Source organism: Pseudomonas sp. B40(2017) (genome assembly GCF_002112855.1).
Classification (GTDB): domain Bacteria; phylum Pseudomonadota; class Gammaproteobacteria; order Pseudomonadales; family Pseudomonadaceae; genus Aquipseudomonas; species Aquipseudomonas pharyngis.
Genome location: NZ_NEIT01000003.1, coordinates 537,123 through 556,217, shown reverse-complemented (window position 1 = coordinate 556,217; position 19,095 = coordinate 537,123). Strand labels below are relative to the sequence as shown.

Genomic DNA, 19,095 nt, shown 5'->3' with positions numbered 1-19,095 from the left:
CGAGCGTTCGAACACACCCCGTTACATCCGACCGGGACCCCTCGCTTTTTTCGTCCGCTGCGACATTTTGCCCGAGGGCAATTTTGTCCTTACGCGGCGCATGGAAAGGCCGCAGAATCAGCGTTGGAAAGCATTGACCCAGGTCATGGCGCGTTGCATTGACCCCCTGCTTTCTACATACTTGCGGCCGATTTTAATCCTAATAAAACACCCAAACCGTGGAACCTTAGAATGAGCACAGCAATCAGTCCGACTGCTTATAACTATAAGGTAGTCCGCCAGTTCGCCATCATGACGGTGGTCTGGGGGATCCTTGGCATGGGGCTCGGTGTCTTCATCGCCTCGCAACTGGTTTGGCCGGAGTTGAACTTCGGTCTGCCGTGGACGAGCTTTGGACGCCTGCGCCCGTTGCACACAAACCTGGTGATTTTCGCCTTCGGTGGTTGTGCACTGTTTGCCACTTCCTACTATGTCGTGCAGCGAACCTGCCAGACGCGACTGATTTCCGACAGCCTCGCGGCCTTCACCTTCTGGGGATGGCAAGCGGTGATCGTCGGCGCGATCATTACCTTGCCGCTGGGTTACACCACCACCAAGGAATACGCGGAACTGGAATGGCCGATCGCCATTTTGCTGGCCATTGTCTGGATTTCCTACGGACTGGTGTTCTTCGGCACCATCACCAAGCGCAAGACCAAGCACATCTATGTCGGTAACTGGTTCTACGGTGCGTTCATCGTGGTGACCGCGATGCTGCACATCGTCAACCACATGTCGCTGCCGGTCAGCCTGTTCAAGTCCTACTCGGCCTACTCGGGCGCCACCGACGCGATGATCCAGTGGTGGTATGGCCACAACGCCGTGGGCTTCTTCCTGACCACCGGTTTCCTGGGGATGATGTACTACTTCGTGCCGAAACAGGCCGAACGTCCGATCTATTCCTATCGTCTGTCGATCGTGCACTTCTGGGCGCTGATCACTCTGTACATCTGGGCCGGTCCGCACCACCTGCACTACACCGCTCTGCCGGACTGGGCACAATCGCTGGGCATGGCGATGTCGATCATCCTGCTGGCACCGAGCTGGGGCGGCATGATCAACGGCATGATGACCCTGTCGGGCGCCTGGCATAAGCTGCGTACCGACCCGATCCTGCGTTTCCTGGTGGTATCGCTGGCGTTCTACGGCATGTCGACCTTCGAAGGTCCGATGATGGCGATCAAGACCGTCAACTCGCTCTCGCACTACACCGACTGGACCATCGGCCACGTACACGCCGGCGCTCTCGGCTGGGTAGCGATGATCTCGATCGGCGCGATCTACCACATGATCCCGAAACTGTTCGGCCGCGCGCAGATGCACAGCACCGGCCTGATCAACGCGCACTTCTGGCTCGCGACCATCGGTACCGTGCTGTACATCGCTTCGATGTGGGTCAACGGCATCACTCAAGGCCTGATGTGGCGTGCAATCAACGACGACGGCACCCTCACCTACTCGTTCGTCGAAGCGCTGCAGGCCAGCCACCCTGGCTTCATCGTCCGAGCTCTGGGCGGTGCGTTCTTCGCCAGCGGCATGCTGCTGATGGCTTACAACGTATGGCGCACCGTTCGCGCCTCGAACCCGGCTGAAGCCGAAGCCGCCGCCAAGATCGCCGTAGTTGGAGCTCACTGATGAAGCATGAAGCTGTCGAGAAGAATATTGGTCTGCTGGCCTTCTTCATGGTCATCGCCGTCAGCGTCGGTGGCCTGACCCAAATCGTTCCGCTGTTTTTCCAGGACGTCACCAACAAGCCGGTCGAAGGCATGAAGCCGCGCTCCGCCCTTGAACTGGAAGGCCGCGACGTTTACATCGCCAACGGCTGTGTCGGCTGCCACTCGCAGATGATCCGTCCGTTCCGTGCCGAAACCGAACGCTATGGCCACTACTCGGTCGCCGGTGAAAGCGTCTGGGATCACCCGTTCCTGTGGGGTTCCAAACGTACCGGTCCGGACCTGGCCCGCGTCGGCGGTCGTTACTCCGATGACTGGCAGCGTGCGCACTTGTACAACCCGCGCAACGTCGTCCCCGAGTCGAAAATGCCGGCCTACCCGTTCCTCGTAGAAAACAAGCTCGATGGCAAAGACACGGCCAAGAAAATGGAAGTGTTGCGCACGCTCGGCGTCCCTTACACCGACGAAGACATCGCCGGTGCAAGAGATGCCGTGAAGGGCAAAACCGAAATGGACGCGCTGGTGGCCTATCTGCAAGGCCTGGGCACCATCATCAAAAGCAAACGGTGATTCTGATGGATATCGGGATGATTCGAGGCCTGGGCACCGTTGTCGTGATGGTTGCCTTCATCGGCCTGGCGTTGTGGGTGTTCAGCCCCAAGCGCAAGTCGGAGTTTGAAGACGCGACCTTGCTGCCCTTCGCGGATGATCCCGAAGCCATCAAGCACGTCGAGCAAGCTTCTAGGAGTAACAAAGAATGACTACATTCTGGAGTCTGTACGTCACAGTCCTCAGTCTCGGTACGATCTTTTCCCTGACCTGGCTGTTGCTGTCGACCCGCAAGGGCCAGCGCAGCGAACAGACGGACGAGACGGTCGGCCACTCCTTCGACGGGATCGAGGAGTACGACAACCCACTGCCGAAATGGTGGTTCATGCTGTTCGTGGGCACCATCGTGTTTGCGTTGGGTTATCTGGTGCTGTACCCGGGCCTGGGCAACTGGAAAGGCCTGCTGCCGGGCTACAACTACCTCGATACCGAGAAGCAGACCGCGTTCGCCAACGGCCAGACCGGCTGGACCGGCGTTCACGAGTGGGAAAAGGAAATGGCCCGTTCGGACGCCAAGTTCGGTCCGATCTTCGCCAAGTTTGCCGCCATGCCGATCGAAGAAGTCGCCAAGGATCCACAAGCCCTGAAGATGGGTGGCCGCCTGTTCGCCTCCAACTGCTCGGTCTGCCACGGTTCCGACGCCAAGGGCGCCTACGGCTTCCCCAACCTGACCGACGCCGACTGGCGCTGGGGCGGCGAGCCGGAAACCATCAAGACCACCATCATGGGCGGTCGTCACGCGGTGATGCCGGCCTGGGCTGAAGTGATCGGTGAGCAAGGCGTGGCCGACGTGGCCGCGTTCGTGCTGACCAATCTGGATGGCCGCAAGCTGCCGGAAGGCACCAAGGCAGACCCGGCCAACGGCCAGAAACTGTTCGCTGCCAACTGCGTGGCCTGCCACGGCCCGGCGGGCAAGGGTACGCCAGCCATGGGCGCACCCGACCTGACTCACCCGGCCGCGTTCATCTACGGTTCGAGCTTCGCCCAACTGCAGCAGACCATCCGTTACGGCCGTCAGGGCCAGATGCCTGCCCAGGAACAACTGCAAGGCAACGACAAGGTTCACCTGCTGGCGGCTTACGTTTACAGCCTGTCCCACGGTGAAAAACCAGCGGAAGCCGAGGCCCAGTAAGGCCAACGCCTGAAGCAAACAAAGCGGCCCCGCCAATGAGAATTGGCGGGGCCGTTTTGCATTCCGGCACCTTTCATGATTTGAGACGAATGCTCGATGGACGCTTAATGAGGTGCCCTGTAGCTTGTCGTTCGACACATTGACCTCAAGGAAGAAAACCAATGCGAGAATCTGATCACGACTGCGTTCAACCCCGTGACGATTTCCTTTACGCCTATTCGGAAATTCAAACCACACCTACCGAAGCCCCTGCCAGCGACAAAACAAAAACAGTCGAACGCGCCGAGAAGAGTAAAGGCAACGGGCTGGACAGTCTCGGAGGTGGAAAACTGGTTTGATGCCGCTCCAGACAGGCATGTCAGCGCATTCCGGGGGCTCGTTCGGGAGAACGGGACCAAGGATCGTCTATAGTCAATTGATCTGCATCATGCTTTGTTACATTCGCTACACCATTCATGATTTTTCCCCAACGCGACCAAAGGTCGCACCCGTTCGTCGGTAGTACAGGCGTATCATTGCGCCACCGCAACACCCCTTTTTGACCCCGGCCGGCACGCATCGACCGAGGCATTTTTCCACTGCCGTGGGATGCAATGATGAGCAACCAGATTCCGGTACACGACGTCACGCCACCCAGCAAGAACGCAAACAACAGCGTCGACCTTTACGCCTCTCGAGAAAAAATCTACACCCGTGCTTTCACCGGCCTGTTCCGCAATCTGCGGATGATGGGCGGCGCGGCGCTGTTCCTGCTGTATTTCGGTACGGTGTGGTTGAACTGGGGCGGCCACCAGGCCGTGTGGTGGAACCTGCCGGAGCGCAAGTTCTTCATTTTCGGTGCCACCTTCTGGCCGCAGGATTTCATTCTGCTTTCCGGGCTGTTGATCATTGCCGCCTTCGGTCTGTTCTTCATCACCGTGTATGCCGGCCGGGTCTGGTGTGGTTACACCTGTCCGCAAAGCGTATGGACGTGGATTTTCATGTGGTGCGAAAAGGTCACCGAAGGCGACCGCAACCAGCGCATCAAGCTCGACAAGGCGCCAATGAGCGCCAACAAGTTCCTGCGTAAATTCGCCAAGCACGCGCTGTGGCTGCTGATCGGTTTCGTCACCGGCATGACCTTCGTCGGTTACTTCTCGCCGATCCGCGAACTGGTAATCGAATTCTTCACAGGGCAAGCCGATGGCTGGTCGTATTTCTGGGTCGGTTTCTTCACCCTCGCCACCTACGGCAATGCCGGCTGGCTGCGTGAGCAGGTGTGCATCTACATGTGTCCGTATGCACGCTTCCAGAGCGTGATGTTCGACAAGGACACGCTGATCGTTTCCTACGACCCGCGTCGCGGTGAAAGCCGTGGTCCGCGCAAGAAAGGCATCGACTACAAGGCTCAGGGCCTGGGCGACTGCATCGACTGCACCATGTGCGTCCAGGTCTGCCCGACCGGCATCGACATCCGCGACGGCCTGCAGATCGAATGCATCGGTTGCGCCGCGTGCATCGACGCCTGCGACAGCATCATGGACAAGATGGATTACCCGCGCGGGCTGATCAGCTACACCACCGAACACAACTTGTCCGGGCAGAAAACCCATAAACTGCGGCCACGCCTGATCGGTTATGCCGTGGTGCTGCTGGCGATGATCAGCCTGTTGGTGACGGCCTTCTTCATGCGTTCGCTGGTGGGTTTCGACGTCAGCAAGGACCGCGTGCTGTACCGCGAAAACGCCGAAGGCCGGATCGAAAACGTCTACAGCCTGAAGATCATGAACAAGGATCAGCGCGACCACACTTACGTGCTGGAAGCCGCCGGTTTGCCGGATCTGCGCCTGCAAGGCAAACGCGAGATCAAGGTGCCGGCCGGGGAAATCTTCAGCATGCCGGTCGAGCTGTCGAGCGCGCCTGAACAATTGCCATCGAGCACCAACGAGGTGAAATTCATCCTCAGGGATGCCGATGACGACAGCGTCCACGTAGAAGCCAAGAGCCGATTCATCGGCCCACAAAATCGTTGAGAGAACTGAACATGCCCGCAGCAAACGCCGCAAGTCCCTGGTACAAGCACCTTTGGCCATGGATCATCATCGCGATTCTGGCCTGTTCGGTGACCCTGACGCTGTCCATGGTGACCATCGCGGTGAACAACCCGGACAACCTGGTCAACGACAACTACTACGAGGCCGGCAAAGGCATCAACCGTTCGCTGGACCGTGAATTGCTGGCGCAGACCCTGAAGATGCGCGCCTCCGTGCACCTGGATGACGTCACCGGCGAAGTCGACCTGCGCCTGAGCGGCGACAGCCAGCCGAAAACCCTGGAACTGAACCTGATCTCGCCGACCCAGCCGGAGAAGGATCGCAAGATCGTCCTCGCCCGCAGCGAGACTGAACAGGGCCGCTACATCGGCCAGTTGAGCGACAAGATCGAAGGCCGGCGTTTTGTGGAGTTGCTGGGTACTCAGGACGACCACGTGTGGCGGATGTTCGAGGAAGAGCTGGTCAACCATGACAAGGATCTGTTGCTGGGTGATGAGCCGCTTCAAGGCGCTGAAGACCTGAAGAAATAAAGCCGCGCTTCGCGCATCGCGAGCAGGCTCGCTCCCACAGGTTTTGTGAACGCCGCAAACCCAATGTGGGAGCGAGCCTGCTCGCGATGAGGCCCTCCCGGACGACAATTTAGCTGATGACCACCCCACTCCCCTGTTACCACTGCGCCCTGCCCGTCCCGGCCGGCAGCCGCTTCACCGCCGTCGTGCTCGGGGAGTCCCGCGAGTTCTGCTGCCCCGGCTGCCAGGCCGTGGCCGAAGCCATCGTCGCCGGCGGGCTGGAAAGCTATTACCAGCATCGCAGCGAAGCTTCGGCCAACCCCGAAGCGCTACCGGTGCAACTGGTCGATGAGCTTGAGCTGTACGACCGCGCCGACGTGCAGCAACCCTTCGTGCGCCACGAAGGCGAACTGGCCGAAACCACGCTGCTGATGGAAGGCATCAGTTGCGCCGCGTGCGGCTGGTTGATCGAGAAACACCTGCGCACCCTGCCCGCCGTGGCCGAGGCGCGGCTGAACCTGTCCAACCATCGCCTCCACGTACGTTGGGCCGACGGACAATTGCCGCTGAGCCAGATCCTCGGCGAACTGCGCCACATCGGCTATGCCGCGCACCCGTATCAGGCCGACCGCGCCAGCGAACAACTGGCCAGTGAAAACCGCCTCGCCCTGCGTCAACTCGGGGTCGCCGGGCTGCTATGGTTTCAGGCAATGATGGCGACCATGGCGACCTGGCCGGAATTCAACATCGACCTCAGCCCGGAGTTGCACACCATCCTGCGCTGGGTCGCGCTGTTCCTCACCACGCCGATCGTGTTCTACAGCTGCGCGCCGTTTTTCAAAGGGGCCATGCGCGACTTGCGCACCCGTCACCTGACGATGGACGTTTCGGTGTCACTGGCGATCGGCGCGGCGTATGTTGCCGGGATCTGGACTTCGATCACTGGGGTCGGCGAGCTGTATTTCGACGCGGTGGGCATGTTCGCGCTGTTCCTGCTTGCCGGACGTTACCTCGAACGCCGCGCCCGAGAGCGTACCGCCGCTGCCACTGCGCAACTGGTCAATCTGTTGCCCGCTTCGTGCCTGCGCCTCGACAACGCCGGCCAGAGCGAGCGGATCCTGCTCAGCGAACTGCGCCTCGGTGACCGGGTGCTGGTGCAGCCCGGTTCGGTGCTGCCGGCGGACGGCAAGATCCTCGATGGCCAGTCGAGCATCGACGAGTCGGTGCTGACCGGCGAATACCTGCCACAACCGCGCACCAAGGGCGATGCCGTCACCGCCGGCACGCTGAACGTGGAAGGTGTGCTGACCGTCGAGGTGCAGGCGCTGGGTCAGGACACGCGGCTGTCGGCAATCGTCCGCCTGCTGGATCGCGCCCAGGCGGAAAAACCACGGCTGGCGGAAATCGCCGACCGCGCCGCGCAATGGTTCCTGTTGCTGTCGCTGATCGCGGCGGCCGCCATCGGCCTGTTGTGGTGGGAACTGGATTCTTCGCGCGCCTTCTGGATCGTCCTCGCGATGCTGGTCGCCACTTGCCCGTGCGCCCTGTCTCTGGCAACGCCGACCGCGCTGACCGCCGCCACCGGCACTCTGCACAAACTTGGCCTGCTGCTGACGCGCGGCCATGTGCTGGAAGGTCTGAACCAGATCGACACGGTGATCTTCGACAAGACCGGCACCCTCACCGAAGGCCGACTGGTGCTGCGCTCGATTCGACCGCTCGGCGCCCTCGACAGCGATCAATGCCTGAGTCTGGCCGCCGCTCTGGAAAACCGCTCGGAACACCCGATTGCGCGCGCCTTTGGTCGCGCGCCACTGGCTGCCGAAGATGTCCACAGCACGTCGGGGCTTGGGCTTGAAGGGTTGGTCGGTGAACAGCGTTTGCGCATCGGTCAGGCGGATTTTGTCTGTGATCTCAGCGGCACGCCGGTGCCATCGATGCCGAAAGAGCCGGGGCAATGGCTGCTGCTCGGTGACCGTCAGGGGCCGCTGGCCTGGTTCGCCCTCGACGACCGCCTGCGCGATGACGCCCCGGCCCTGCTCGCGGCGTGCAAGGCACGCGGCTGGCGCACGCTGCTGCTGTCGGGCGACAATTCGCCGATGGTCGCCAGTGTTGCCGCCGAACTGGGCATCGACGAGGCCCGGGGCGGTCTGCGTCCGGACGACAAGCTGCAAGTGCTGCAACAACTGCACAAGGACGGCCGCAAAGTGTTGATGCTCGGCGACGGGGTCAACGACGTGCCGGTGCTGGCCGCTGCGGACATCAGCGTGGCCATGGGCTCGGCCACCGATCTGGCGAAAACCAGTGCCGATGCGGTGCTGCTGTCCAATCGCCTCGACGCCTTGGTACAAGCCTTCACGCTGGCGCGCCGCACACGCCGGGTGATCATCGAGAACCTGTTGTGGGCCGCGCTGTACAATGGCCTCATGTTGCCGTTCGCCGCCCTCGGCTGGATCACTCCGGTGTGGGCCGCCGTCGGCATGTCGATCAGTTCGCTGACCGTGGTGCTCAACGCCCTGCGCCTGACTCGCCTGCCGAGTGCGCCGGCCGTCAGCGCCTCGTCAGAAACCCGCCCGCTGCCGGCCTGAGCCGCGCGGGCATGGAGTACAGATGCCAGCTCTCTACGTGATGATTCCGGCCGCGCTGCTGATCGTGGCCATCGCCGTCTACATCTTCTTCTGGGCGGTGGACAGCGGCCAGTACGACGACCTCGACGGCCCGGCCCACAGCATCCTGTTCGACGATCAGGACCCGAACCACACCGCTGCGGTGGACGAAGCCAACCCTACAAAAGCGGACGACAAGGCGCCACCCCATGCTTGAACTGGCGCCGCTGCTGGTGTCTGCGTTGATCCTCGGCCTGCTCGGCGGCGGCCATTGCCTGGGCATGTGCGGCGGCTTGATGGGCGCACTGACCCTGGCGATTCCCAAGGAACAACGCAGCCGACGTTTTCGATTGCTGCTGGCCTATAACCTCGGGCGGATTTTCAGTTATGCCACGGCGGGATTACTGATCGGACTGGCCGGATGGGCCGTGGCCAACAGTCCTGCCGCGCTGTTCATGCGCGTGCTCGCCGGTTTGCTGCTGATCGCCATGGGCCTGTATCTGGCGGGCTGGTGGAGCGGCCTGACCCGTATCGAAAGCCTTGGGCGCGGACTGTGGCGTTACATTCAACCCGCCGCCAATCGTCTGCTGCCGGTGTCGAGCCTGCCCCGGGCCTTGCTGCTCGGCGCGCTGTGGGGCTGGCTGCCGTGCGGGCTGGTTTACAGCACGTTGCTGTGGTCGGCCAGTCAGGGCAATGCACTCGACAGCGCGTTGCTGATGCTCGCCTTCGGGCTCGGCACCTGGCCGGTATTGCTGGCCACCGGCCTCGCGGCCGAGCGGGTCACGGCGCTGTTGCGCAAACGCAGCGTGCGCATGGCCGGCGGTCTGCTGGTGATCCTGTTCGGTATCTGGACCCTGCCAGGGCCGCACCAGCACTGGCTGATGGGCCACTGATCCCGTTGATGCAAATCAAGACGCCTTTTTGTGCCCTCCCCTAGACTCGGCACACTGCCAGCCTATCCGGGGGAATGCCCGCATGCTCGACGCCATTCGTTGGGACACCGATTTGATCCGCCGCTACGACCTGGCGGGGCCGCGCTACACCTCGTACCCGACGGCCGTGCAATTTCACAGTCAGGTCGGCACCTTCGACCTGTTCCACGCCCTGCGCGACAGCCGCAAGGCCCTGCGCCCGCTGTCGCTGTACGTGCACGTGCCGTTCTGCGCGAACATTTGCTACTACTGCGCCTGCAACAAGGTCATCACCAAGGATCGCGGCCGCGCGCTGCCCTATCTGCAACGGCTCGAGCAGGAAATCCAGCTGATCGCCTGCCACCTCGATCCGGCGCAGAAAGTCGAGCAACTGCACTTTGGCGGCGGCACGCCGACCTTTCTCAGCCACGATGAATTGCGGCAGTTGATGGCGCACCTGCGCAAGCATTTCAATCTGCTGGACGATGACTCTGGCGATTACGGCATCGAGATCGACCCGCGCGAAGCCGACTGGTCGACCATGGGCCTGTTGCGCGAATTGGGCTTCAACCGGGTCAGCATCGGCCTGCAGGATCTCGACCCGGCGGTACAACGGGCGGTCAATCGCCTGCAAAGCCTGGAGGAAACCCGCGCGGTGATCGACGCGGCGCGCACCTTGCAATTTCGCTCGATCAACATCGATTTGATCTACGGCCTGCCCAAGCAGACCCCGGACAACTTCGCCCGCACCGTTGAGGAAGTCATCAGCCTGCAACCAGACCGGCTCTCGGTGTTCAACTACGCGCACCTGCCGGAACGCTTCATGCCGCAGCGGCGGATCAACGGCAACGAACTGCCGAGCCCGGCGCAGAAACTGGAAATGCTGCAACGCACCATCGAACAACTGACCGCCGCCGGCTATCGCTACATCGGCATGGACCACTTCGCCCTGCCCGACGATGAACTGGCGATTGCTCAGGAAGAATCGACCCTGCAACGCAATTTCCAGGGCTACACCACCCACGGTCACTGCGACCTGATCGGCCTGGGCGTGTCGGCCATCAGCCAGATCGGCGATCTGTACTGCCAGAACAGCAGCGACCTCAATCATTACCAGAACACCTTGGCCGGCGCGCAACTGGCCACCAGCCGGGGCCTGGTGTGCAACGCTGACGATCGCCTGCGCCGCGCGGTGATCCAACAGCTGATCTGCAATTTCAGCCTGGACTTCGCCGAGATCGAGCGCAGCTTCAATATCGATTTTCAGGGCTACTTCGGCGCGCTCTGGCCACAATTGCAGGGCATGGCGCAGGACGGTCTGATCGAACTGGATCGCGAACGCATCACCGTGCTGCCGGCCGGGCGCCTGCTGGTACGTTCGGTGTGCATGGTGTTCGACGCGTATCTGGAGCAGCAGAACCGCCAGCGCTTTTCCCGGGTGATCTGACTTTTCATCAACAACGCAGGGGGGCTGCGTATCCATAGCGGTCATCGAAACGGTGCCTTGCACGCCGTCCGAGACACGTTTATCGGCCGTCATCCCTGCGGCGTTTTGCCGATGGGGCAATCTCGCCCCAGGCTGGCCTGAATGTCCTCCGCTGGGTTACCCTTACGCCTTATGTGTGTTTTCCCACAAGGATTTAAGAAATGTCCGAGCCAGTTAAACTGCGCGCTCACAACCAGGCTAATTGCAAGGATTGCAGCCTGGCCCCTCTCTGCCTGCCACTTTCGCTGAATCTGGAAGACATGGAAGCGCTGGACGAAATCGTTAAACGGGGTCGCCCGTTGAAAAAGGGTGAGTTCCTGTTCCGCCAGGGCGACACCTTCGATTCCGTTTATGCAGTACGCTCCGGCGCTCTGAAGACCTTTAGCCTGAGCGATACCGGCGAAGAGCAACTGACCGGTTTCCACCTGCCGAGCGAGCTGGTCGGCCTGTCCGGCATGGACACCGAGAAACACCCGGTGTCCGCCCAGGCCCTGGAAACCACTTCGGTCTGCGAGATCCCCTTCGAACGCCTCGATGAACTGGCCCTGCAACTGCCGCAGCTACGCCGTCAGCTGATGCGCGTGATGAGCCGGGAAATCCGCGACGACCAACAGATGATGTTGCTGCTGTCGAAGAAAACCGCCGACGAGCGCATCGCCACGTTCCTGGTCAACCTGTCGGCGCGTTTCCGCGCTCGCGGCTTCTCGGCCAACCAGTTCCGCCTGAGCATGTCGCGCAATGAAATCGGCAACTATCTGGGGCTGGCAGTGGAAACCGTGTCCCGGGTCTTCACCCGCTTCCAGCAGAACGAACTGATCGCCGCCGAGGGCAAGGAAATCCACATCCTCGACCCGATCCAGCTCTGCGCCCTGGCTGGCGGCTCACTCGAAGTCTGATCTCGACCCGCGGCCGAGCGAATCGTTTCAGCCGCGGGTATACTGCGCCGTTTGCAGCCCTGCCAGGACACCTCGACGATGGTCTTCGACTCCTTCGACATCAAATCCCTGATTCGCCCCGTGATCGACTTCCCGAAACCGGGTGTGATCTTTCGCGACATCACCCCGCTGTTCCAGTCGCCCAAGGCCCTGCGCCTGGTGATGGACAGCTTCGCCCACCGCTATGTCGAAGCCGACTTTACCCACATCGGTGCGATGGATGCGCGTGGTTTCCTGATCGGTTCGGTACTGGCCTATCAGTTGAACAAGCCGCTGGTGTTGTTCCGCAAGCAGGGCAAGCTGCCGGCGGACGTGCTGGCCGAAGGTTACGCGACCGAATACGGCGAAGCGTTTCTGGAAGTGCATGCCGACAGCCTGTGCGAAGGCGACTCGGTGGTGATGTTCGATGACCTGATCGCCACCGGCGGCACGCTGATCGCAGCGGCCAACCTGATCCGCCGCATGGGCGCCCGCGTTCATGAAGCGGCGGCGATCATCGATCTGCCGGAACTGGGTGGTTCGCAGCGCCTGGAGGACATGGGGATTCCGACGTTCTGCCTGACGCAGTTTGCGTTGACTGATAAATAAGTAGCGCCCTTTCGAACGCGATCGCTAGCAGGCTAGCTCCCACAAGGGAATGCATTCCAAATGTGGGAGCTAGCCTGCTAGCGATGGGGCCTCGAGCCTCACAACAGATCACAGTCCCATCTGTTTGCTGATGATCTCGTTCATCACTTCCCGCGTCCCGCCGCCAATCGACAGAATCCGGTTATCCCGATACAGCCGCTCCACCAGGCTTTCGCGCATATAACCCAGCCCACCAAGAATCTGCACCGCCTCATTGGTAATCCGGTCCGAAGTGTCCGTGGCAAAGTTCTTGGCCATGGAGATTTCCTTGATCACGCTCTGCCCTGCCGCCATCTTCGCCGCCTGCCGGTAGGTGAACTCCCGCGAGACTTCCAGCGCCGTGGCCATTTCCGCGAGGCGGTGCTTGATCACCTGGAACTTGCCGATGGGTTTACCGAACGCTTCACGTTCCTTCGCCCACTTCAGGCTTTCTTCCAGCGCCAGTTGCGCGGTCATGTTGGCCATCAGCGCCAGCGCCAGACGTTCGCTCTGGAAGTTGCCCATGATGCAGGCAAAGCCCATGTTCTCCGCGCCAATCAGGTTTCCTACGGGCACCCGGCAATCATCGAAGAACAATTCAGCCGTGTCCGACGCCCACCAGCCCATTTTCTTCAGCGGCCGGCCGACGGTGAAACCGGGCGTGCCCTTCTCGATCAACAGCAGGCTGATGCCGCCAAAACCCGGCGCGCCGGTACGCACTGCGACGGTGTAGTAGTCGGCGCGCACGCCACTGGTAATGAAAGTTTTGCTGCCGCTGACTCGATAGTGGTCGCCATCGCGTACGGCGCGGGTCTGCAGGTTGGCGACGTCGGAGCCGCCGCCCGGTTCGGTGACGGCCAGCGCGCTGACTTTCTCGCCGCTGAGTACTTGGGGGACGACGCGGTTACGCACTTCGGGCCGGGCCCATTTGACGATCGGCGGCAATCCGATGTCGAGCGAGCCCAGCCCCGCCACCAGCCCGCCGGAGCCGCAACGCATCAGTTCTTCGCTGGCGGCGATCTTGGCGAACAGATCACCTTCGTGACTGCCGCCCAGCGCTTCGGGGTAACCGATGCCGAGAATGCCGGCCGCACCGGCCTTCAGGTACAGCTCACGGGGGAAGCTTTCGGCTTCTTCCCACGCATCGATGTCCGGCAGGATCTCGCGTTCGACGAAACGTCTGACGCTGTCGCGGACCATTTGGTGGCTGGGGTCGAAGTATTCCTGGAAGGCGGGCATCGGCGAACTCCATGGAAGGGTTCGCCGAACTTAACCGAGCGCTTGCTTGGTTTTCAACAGGATTGTGTGGCTCAGAGGGAAATCGGCTTGCGCCCGGCAAACGAGTGAGCCAGCGTGCCGCCGTCCACCAGTTCCAATTCGCCACCCAACGGTACGCCGTGAGCGATGCGCGAAGTGATCAGGCCTTTGTTCTGCAGCAACTGGGCGATGTAGTGTGCCGTCGCTTCGCCTTCCACGGTCGGGTTGGTGGCGAGGATGACTTCGGTGAAGGTGCCCGCCTCTTCGATCCGCGCCATCAATTGCGGAATGCCGATGGCTTCCGGGCCCAGGCCGTCCAGCGGCGACAGGTGCCCCTTGAGCACGAAATAGCGCCCGCGAAATCCGGTCTGCTCGACCGCGTAGACATCCATCGGCCCTTCCACCACGCACAGCAGCGTGTCGTCGCGGCGGGTGTCGGCGCATTGCGGGCACAGATCGTCTTCGGTCAGCGTGCGGCACTGGCGGCAGTGTCCGACCCCTTCCATGGCCTGGCTCAAGGCCTGGGCCAGGCGCGTGCCGCCGCTGCGGTCACGTTCGAGCAACTGCAACGCCATACGCTGGGCAGTTTTCTGACCCACGCCCGGCAAGGTTCGCAGGGCGTCGATCAGTTGGCGAATCAAAGGGCTGAAGCTCATGGGGAAAAAGTCCGACAAAACAACGAGACGCGGTTTATACCCGCGCCTCCGGCCAGCGTCAAATCCTCAGTCCTGGGCGACCTTCACCACCAGTTTGCCGAAGTTGCGCCCCTCCAGCAGCCCGATAAACGCTTGCGGCGCCTGCTCCAGGCCCTCGACCACGTCCTCGCGGAATTTCACCTTGCCGTCGCGCACCCACGGCACCATCGCGCTGATGAATTCCGGCTGACGGTCACCGTAGTCATCGAACACGATGAAACCCTGAATCCGTACGCGTTTGGTCAGCAAGGTGCGTTGCAACATGGGCAGGCGATCCGGGCCTTTCGGCGCTTCCGAAGCGTTGTAGCCGGCAATCAGGCCACACAACGGGACCCGCGCCTTGGGATTGAGGAGGGGCACGACGGCATCGAAGACGTGACCGCCGACGTTTTCATAATAGATGTCGATGCCATTGGGGCAGGCCTTGGCCAGTTGCTCGGCGAAGTCCGGTGCCTTGTGATCGATACAGGCGTCGAAGCCCAGTTCCTCGACCACGTATTTGCACTTCTCGGCACCACCAGCCACGCCGACGGCGCGCAGACCTTTGATCTTCGCAACCTGGCCGACCACCGAGCCCACTGCGCCGGAAGCGGCGGCGACCACCAGGGTCTCCCCTTCTTTAGGCTGCCCGATGTCCATCAATCCCATGTAGGCGGTCATGCCCGGCATGCCCAGCACGCCAAGCGCCATCGACGGGCTCGGCAGGCCCGACGGAATCGGGATGATGTTGCGGCCATCGCTGATGCTGTGGCTTTGCCAACCGGTGGCACCGACGACCAGATCGCCAGGGTGGAATTTCGGATGACGCGACTGCTCGACCCGGCTGACAGCGCCACCGGTCATCACTTCGCCGATTTGTACCGGCGCCGCGTAGGACGGCGCGTCACTCATGCGTCCGCGCATGTAGGGATCGAGCGACAGGTACAGGGTCTTGAGCAACACTTGGCCGTCCTCAAGGTCCGGCAGCGCCTCGCGCTCCAGACGGAAGTTCTCGGGTGTCGGCGCGCCCGCCGGACGCGAGGCCAGCACGAAGCGTTGATTGAGGGTCAGAGGGTCGGACATGTCAGCGTCTCCTTTGAATGATGAATTCGGGGGTATAGGAAGCAGACCGTTGCAGCTATTGCGCGTTCGATGTTTCGTCAGCCGGAAACAAAAATGCCAGGCGCGATGCCTGGCATTTTTTGTAGCTCATCCAACCCGCAAAGGCGAATCAGAACGGCAGTTTCATACCGGCCGGCAGGTTCATGCCAGCGGTCATGCTGCCCATTTTCGCCTGGCTGTTGGCTTCGATCTGACGCACAGCGGCGTTGACGGCTGCGGCCACCAGATCCTCGACCACTTCACGGTCGTCTTCGTCCAGGCCCGGCAGTACGCTCGGGTCGATGCTGACTTTTTTCACGTCATGACGACCGGTCATCACCACGGTAACCAGATCGCCACCGGCCTTGCCAGTGACTTCGGCGTTGGCCAGTTCTTCCTGCATCTTGGCCATTTTTTCCTGCATCTGCTGCGCCTGCTTCATCAGGCCGGCCATGCCACCTTTCATCATGGGAATCACCTCAAAAGTACTTGGATCAAAACAGCGCCCGGCCATACAGGCCGGACGCCCTCAGTTATTAGCCCTGACTGACCAGGGCGTCGACAGGTTCAATAGTATCGTGTCGCACGACCGCACCGAACTGCTGCACCATCTGCTGGATGAACGGATCGCCGTGGATCGATTCTTCAGCCTCGCGCTGACGGTTGGCACGGCGCCGGGACGCGGCCTGGGCCGGGGTTTCCTGTTCGGGCTTGATCAGCTCGATGGTCAGGGTCAGCGTGCGTCCGTGGAACTGGTTCAGCGCATCGTTCAGGCGACGCTGCTGGGTGGCGTTGAACAAGGCGCTGTGGGCCGGGTCCAGGTGCATCAGCCAGTTGTCGCCATCGACCGCGATCAGCGTGCAGTTGGCGGCGATGCTGCCGGTCATGCCGGAAATCGGCAGTTGCGGGAACAGCTCCAGCCATTGCAGGGCCAGACCGGTGGCCGGCGCGGCGGCAGGTTCCGGCTCGGGCTCGGGGGCCGGTTCTGCAGCGTGTTCGCTGGCCAGATCGTCGAGGTAACTGTAGGCCGAATCCATGTCCGGCTCGATGTAGTCCTCGTCCAGCGGCGGCTCGTCGTCCATGTCCATGCCCGGTGTGGCGGCATCGACGTCGGCTACTGACGGCTCGGGGATCGGCGCGGCGGCCCACTCCGGGGCGTCCGGCACGACGCTGTCCGGGGTCGGCAGTGGCATTGGCGGCAAATCGGGTTGTTCGGCGGTGGTTTCCAGCACCGGCTCGACCGCTGGCTGCTGCACAGGCGCCGGTTCTACCGGGTCATTCCACGGCAGATCGACAACTTCCTCAACGGCAACCGGCTCTGGCTCTGGCTCAGGAACGGGTTCCGGCGCAATCACCTGGGCAACCGGTGCAGGCTCGGGAGCAGGCGTAACCACCGGTGCTGGCGCGGGTGTGGGTGCAACAGCCGCAGCAACTACCGGCGCAGGTTTCGGCGCGGCAGCCACTGAGTTTGCGGAATCAACTGTGGCCTGGCTGATCCCCACTGGCTTTAGCGGTTGCCTCGGGGCGTCCGCCGTGTCCGCCGGCCGGAAGGCCAGCATCCGCAGCAGGACCATTTCGAAACCGCCTCGCGGGTCCGGCGCCAGCGGCAAGTCGCGGCGACCGATCAGGCCCATCTGGTAATAGAACTGCACGTCTTCGGCCGGCAAGGCCTGGGCCAGCGCCAACACCCGGTCACGGTCGCCGTGGCCGTTGTCGACACCTTCCGGCAAGGCCTGGGCGATGGCGACGCGGTGCAGCACATTGAGAATTTCCGAGAGCACGCCGTTCCAGTCCGGGCCCTGTTCGGCCAGATGACGCACGGCTTCGAGCAACGCCTTGGCGTCGCCTTCAATCAGCGCGTGCAACACGTCGTAGACCTGACCGTGATCCAGCGTACCGAGCATCGCCCGCACATCGGCGGCCAATACCTTGCCTTCACCGAAGGCGATGGCCTGGTCGGTCAGGCTCATGGCGTCACGCATCGAACCGTCCGCCGCGCGGCCGAGCAGCCACAGGGCGTCGTCTTCGAACGGGACGTTTTCGGCGCCCAGAACGTGGGTCAAATGCTCGACCACCCGCTCCGGCGTCATGTTCTTCAGGGAGAACTGCAGGCATCGCGACAAAATCGTTGCCGGAAGTTTCTGCGGGTCGGTGGTCGCCAGGATGAACTTGACGTAGGGCGGCGGCTCTTCGAGGGTTTTCAGCAGCGCATTGAAGGAATGGCTGGAGAGCATGTGCACTTCGTCGATCAGGTAGACCTTGAAGCGCCCGCGGCTCGGGGCGTACTGCACGTTGTCGAGCAGCTCGCGGGTGTCCTCGACCTTGGTCCGGCTCGCGGCGTCGATCTCGATCAGGTCGACGAAACGGCCTTCATCGATCTCGCGGCACACCGAACACTCGCCGCACGGGCTTGAAGTGATACCTGTTTCACAGTTCAGGCATTTGGCGATGATCCGCGCAATCGTGGTCTTGCCGACGCCCCGCGTACCCGTGAAGAGGTAGGCGTGGTGCAGGCGCTGGCTGTCCAAGGCATTGATCAGAGCCTTGAGCACATGGGTCTGGCCGACCATTTCGCGGAACGAGCGCGGACGCCATTTACGTGCAAGAACCTGATAACTCATCGAAAACCGTCGCGGCAAAGGAAGCAGAAGCGGCTAATGCTAGCGGAGCAAGGGCAAAATTGCATCCGGTGTGCTCGTCTATTCTGGCTAAGCTGCATGGACAGGGGCTTTTATCGGTTCGGGATCGGGAATTACCGGAGCGTTTATGCGGTGGGCCGTGGGGGCAATACTGGGAATCAGCCTGAGCGCGATGGCGTCGCAACCGCCACTGCGCTTCGCCGTTGCCGACAGCTGGGCGATGCCGATGGTGCAGATCGAACGCGGCCGCCCGACCCAGGGCATTCTCTACGACATGATGCTCAGCCTCGCGACCCAGGTCGGCGTGCCGGCGCAATTTCACGTCCTGCCCCGCGCCCGGGTGCAGAACGCCATGGAACACGGCGAAGTCGACGTGCGCTGCTATGCCGCACAATCCTGGCTGCCGAACCTGTCCGGGGACTATATCTGGAGTCTGCCGCTGTTCTTCCAGCGCGACCTGCTGATCAGCCGTCAGGACCAACCACCCCGCGCCGATCCGGCCCACCTGCCCCGCCAGTCGATCGGCACCGTCCTCGGCTACAGCTACCCCACGCTACAACCGATATTCGACGCCGATCGACTCTGGCGCGAAGACGCGCGCAATCAGGAGCAGGTGCTCGACAAGCTGCTGGCCGGCCGCTACCGCTACGCCGTGAGCAATCAATGGACCCTGGACTGGTTCAACCAGCGCCTGCTGCCGGGGCAACAACTGCAAGCGGTGGCGGTGTTGCAGGAGCAGAAGGTCGGCTGCTATGTACGCAATGATCCGAACGTGCCGGTGCAGCAGATATTGAGGACGTTGCTGCGAATGAAAATGTCGGGGGAGATTGATGACATCATTCGGTTGTATACCGGCAGCGCGGGCGGCGAACCGTAAGCCAGACC

At 62.0% G+C, this 19,095-nt stretch carries 19 protein-coding genes; 14 read left to right on the top strand and 5 right to left on the bottom strand.

Translation table 11 applies throughout. The features are described 5' to 3' along the window. The first annotated feature begins 231 nt into the window (after positions 1 to 231). From ccoN to CAF76_RS09940, 13 genes are all read left to right on the top strand, one after another. On the top strand, positions 232 to 1,674 hold the full coding sequence (ccoN, locus tag CAF76_RS09995) for a cytochrome-c oxidase, cbb3-type subunit I (protein WP_039770049.1): 1,443 nt from the start codon (positions 232 to 234) through the stop codon (positions 1,672 to 1,674). Beyond that, complete coding sequence (gene ccoO, locus CAF76_RS09990) at positions 1,674 to 2,282, top strand: cytochrome-c oxidase, cbb3-type subunit II (protein WP_064594732.1); 609 nt, start codon at positions 1,674 to 1,676, stop codon at positions 2,280 to 2,282. The genes ccoN and ccoO overlap by 1 nt, the downstream gene beginning before the upstream one ends. Before the next feature lie 5 nt (positions 2,283 to 2,287). After that, on the top strand, positions 2,288 to 2,473 hold the full coding sequence (locus tag CAF76_RS09985; protein ID WP_003175465.1) for a CcoQ/FixQ family Cbb3-type cytochrome c oxidase assembly chaperone: 186 nt from the start codon (positions 2,288 to 2,290) through the stop codon (positions 2,471 to 2,473). Next, positions 2,470 to 3,453, top strand: coding sequence for a cytochrome-c oxidase, cbb3-type subunit III (ccoP, locus tag CAF76_RS09980; RefSeq protein ID WP_039770046.1), 984 nt, complete (start codon positions 2,470 to 2,472; stop codon positions 3,451 to 3,453). Before CAF76_RS09985 ends, ccoP begins: the two co-directional genes overlap by 4 nt. Before the next feature lie 161 nt (positions 3,454 to 3,614). Further along, positions 3,615 to 3,791: a hypothetical protein gene (locus tag CAF76_RS28655; RefSeq protein ID WP_156669314.1), complete on the top strand. Its 177-nt coding sequence runs from the start codon at positions 3,615 to 3,617 to the stop codon at positions 3,789 to 3,791. Between the two features lie 258 nt (positions 3,792 to 4,049). Further along, the gene (ccoG, locus tag CAF76_RS09975; protein WP_085649031.1) at positions 4,050 to 5,465 is read left to right on the top strand and encodes a cytochrome c oxidase accessory protein CcoG; all 1,416 of its coding nucleotides are present in this window, start codon (positions 4,050 to 4,052) and stop codon (positions 5,463 to 5,465) included. Between the two features lie 11 nt (positions 5,466 to 5,476). Continuing rightward, positions 5,477 to 6,016 (top strand): FixH family protein, encoded by a 540-nt coding sequence (locus tag CAF76_RS09970; RefSeq protein ID WP_085649032.1) that lies wholly within the window; start codon positions 5,477 to 5,479, stop codon positions 6,014 to 6,016. Between the two features lie 116 nt (positions 6,017 to 6,132). Next, complete coding sequence (locus tag CAF76_RS09965) at positions 6,133 to 8,583, top strand: heavy metal translocating P-type ATPase (RefSeq protein ID WP_085649033.1); 2,451 nt, start codon at positions 6,133 to 6,135, stop codon at positions 8,581 to 8,583. Positions 8,584 to 8,605: 22 nt separating this feature from the next. Continuing rightward, positions 8,606 to 8,818, top strand: coding sequence for a cbb3-type cytochrome oxidase assembly protein CcoS (ccoS, locus tag CAF76_RS09960; protein ID WP_064594725.1), 213 nt, complete (start codon positions 8,606 to 8,608; stop codon positions 8,816 to 8,818). Further along, the gene (locus CAF76_RS09955) at positions 8,811 to 9,494 is read left to right on the top strand and encodes a sulfite exporter TauE/SafE family protein (RefSeq protein ID WP_085649034.1); all 684 of its coding nucleotides are present in this window, start codon (positions 8,811 to 8,813) and stop codon (positions 9,492 to 9,494) included. The genes ccoS and CAF76_RS09955 overlap by 8 nt, the downstream gene beginning before the upstream one ends. Before the next feature lie 82 nt (positions 9,495 to 9,576). After that, positions 9,577 to 10,959, top strand: coding sequence for an oxygen-independent coproporphyrinogen III oxidase (gene hemN / locus CAF76_RS09950; protein WP_011333280.1), 1,383 nt, complete (start codon positions 9,577 to 9,579; stop codon positions 10,957 to 10,959). 200 nt (positions 10,960 to 11,159) lie between these two features. Further along, on the top strand, positions 11,160 to 11,894 hold the full coding sequence (gene fnr, locus CAF76_RS09945; RefSeq protein ID WP_039770035.1) for a fumarate/nitrate reduction transcriptional regulator Fnr: 735 nt from the start codon (positions 11,160 to 11,162) through the stop codon (positions 11,892 to 11,894). Positions 11,895 to 11,972: 78 nt separating this feature from the next. After that, positions 11,973 to 12,521 (top strand): adenine phosphoribosyltransferase, encoded by a 549-nt coding sequence (locus tag CAF76_RS09940; RefSeq protein WP_003223345.1) that lies wholly within the window; start codon positions 11,973 to 11,975, stop codon positions 12,519 to 12,521. A gap of 108 nt (positions 12,522 to 12,629) precedes the next feature. Here the strand turns inward: CAF76_RS09940 and CAF76_RS09935 are convergent, their stop codons facing one another. The 5 genes from CAF76_RS09935 to dnaX form a co-directional block, all read right to left on the bottom strand. Next, the gene (locus tag CAF76_RS09935; RefSeq protein WP_085649035.1) at positions 12,630 to 13,778 is read right to left on the bottom strand and encodes an acyl-CoA dehydrogenase family protein; all 1,149 of its coding nucleotides are present in this window, start codon (positions 13,776 to 13,778) and stop codon (positions 12,630 to 12,632) included. A gap of 71 nt (positions 13,779 to 13,849) precedes the next feature. Then, complete coding sequence (gene recR, locus CAF76_RS09930; RefSeq protein WP_085649036.1) at positions 13,850 to 14,452, bottom strand: recombination mediator RecR; 603 nt, start codon at positions 14,450 to 14,452, stop codon at positions 13,850 to 13,852. 66 nt (positions 14,453 to 14,518) lie between these two features. Next, positions 14,519 to 15,553, bottom strand: a complete 1,035-nt coding sequence (locus CAF76_RS09925; RefSeq protein WP_085649037.1) for an NADP-dependent oxidoreductase — start codon at positions 15,551 to 15,553, stop codon at positions 14,519 to 14,521. A 148-nt stretch (positions 15,554 to 15,701) separates the two neighbouring features. Then, entirely contained in the window at positions 15,702 to 16,040 is a 339-nt protein-coding gene (locus CAF76_RS09920) for a YbaB/EbfC family nucleoid-associated protein (RefSeq protein WP_007951650.1), read from the bottom strand. A 67-nt stretch (positions 16,041 to 16,107) separates the two neighbouring features. Beyond that, complete coding sequence (gene dnaX / locus CAF76_RS09915; RefSeq protein WP_085649038.1) at positions 16,108 to 18,192, bottom strand: DNA polymerase III subunit gamma/tau; 2,085 nt, start codon at positions 18,190 to 18,192, stop codon at positions 16,108 to 16,110. A 145-nt stretch (positions 18,193 to 18,337) separates the two neighbouring features. On the opposite strand from dnaX, the gene CAF76_RS09910 reads away from it, so the two are divergent. After that, positions 18,338 to 19,087: an ABC transporter substrate-binding protein gene (locus tag CAF76_RS09910; RefSeq protein ID WP_064594714.1), complete on the top strand. Its 750-nt coding sequence runs from the start codon at positions 18,338 to 18,340 to the stop codon at positions 19,085 to 19,087. Positions 19,088 to 19,095 lie beyond the last annotated feature (8 nt).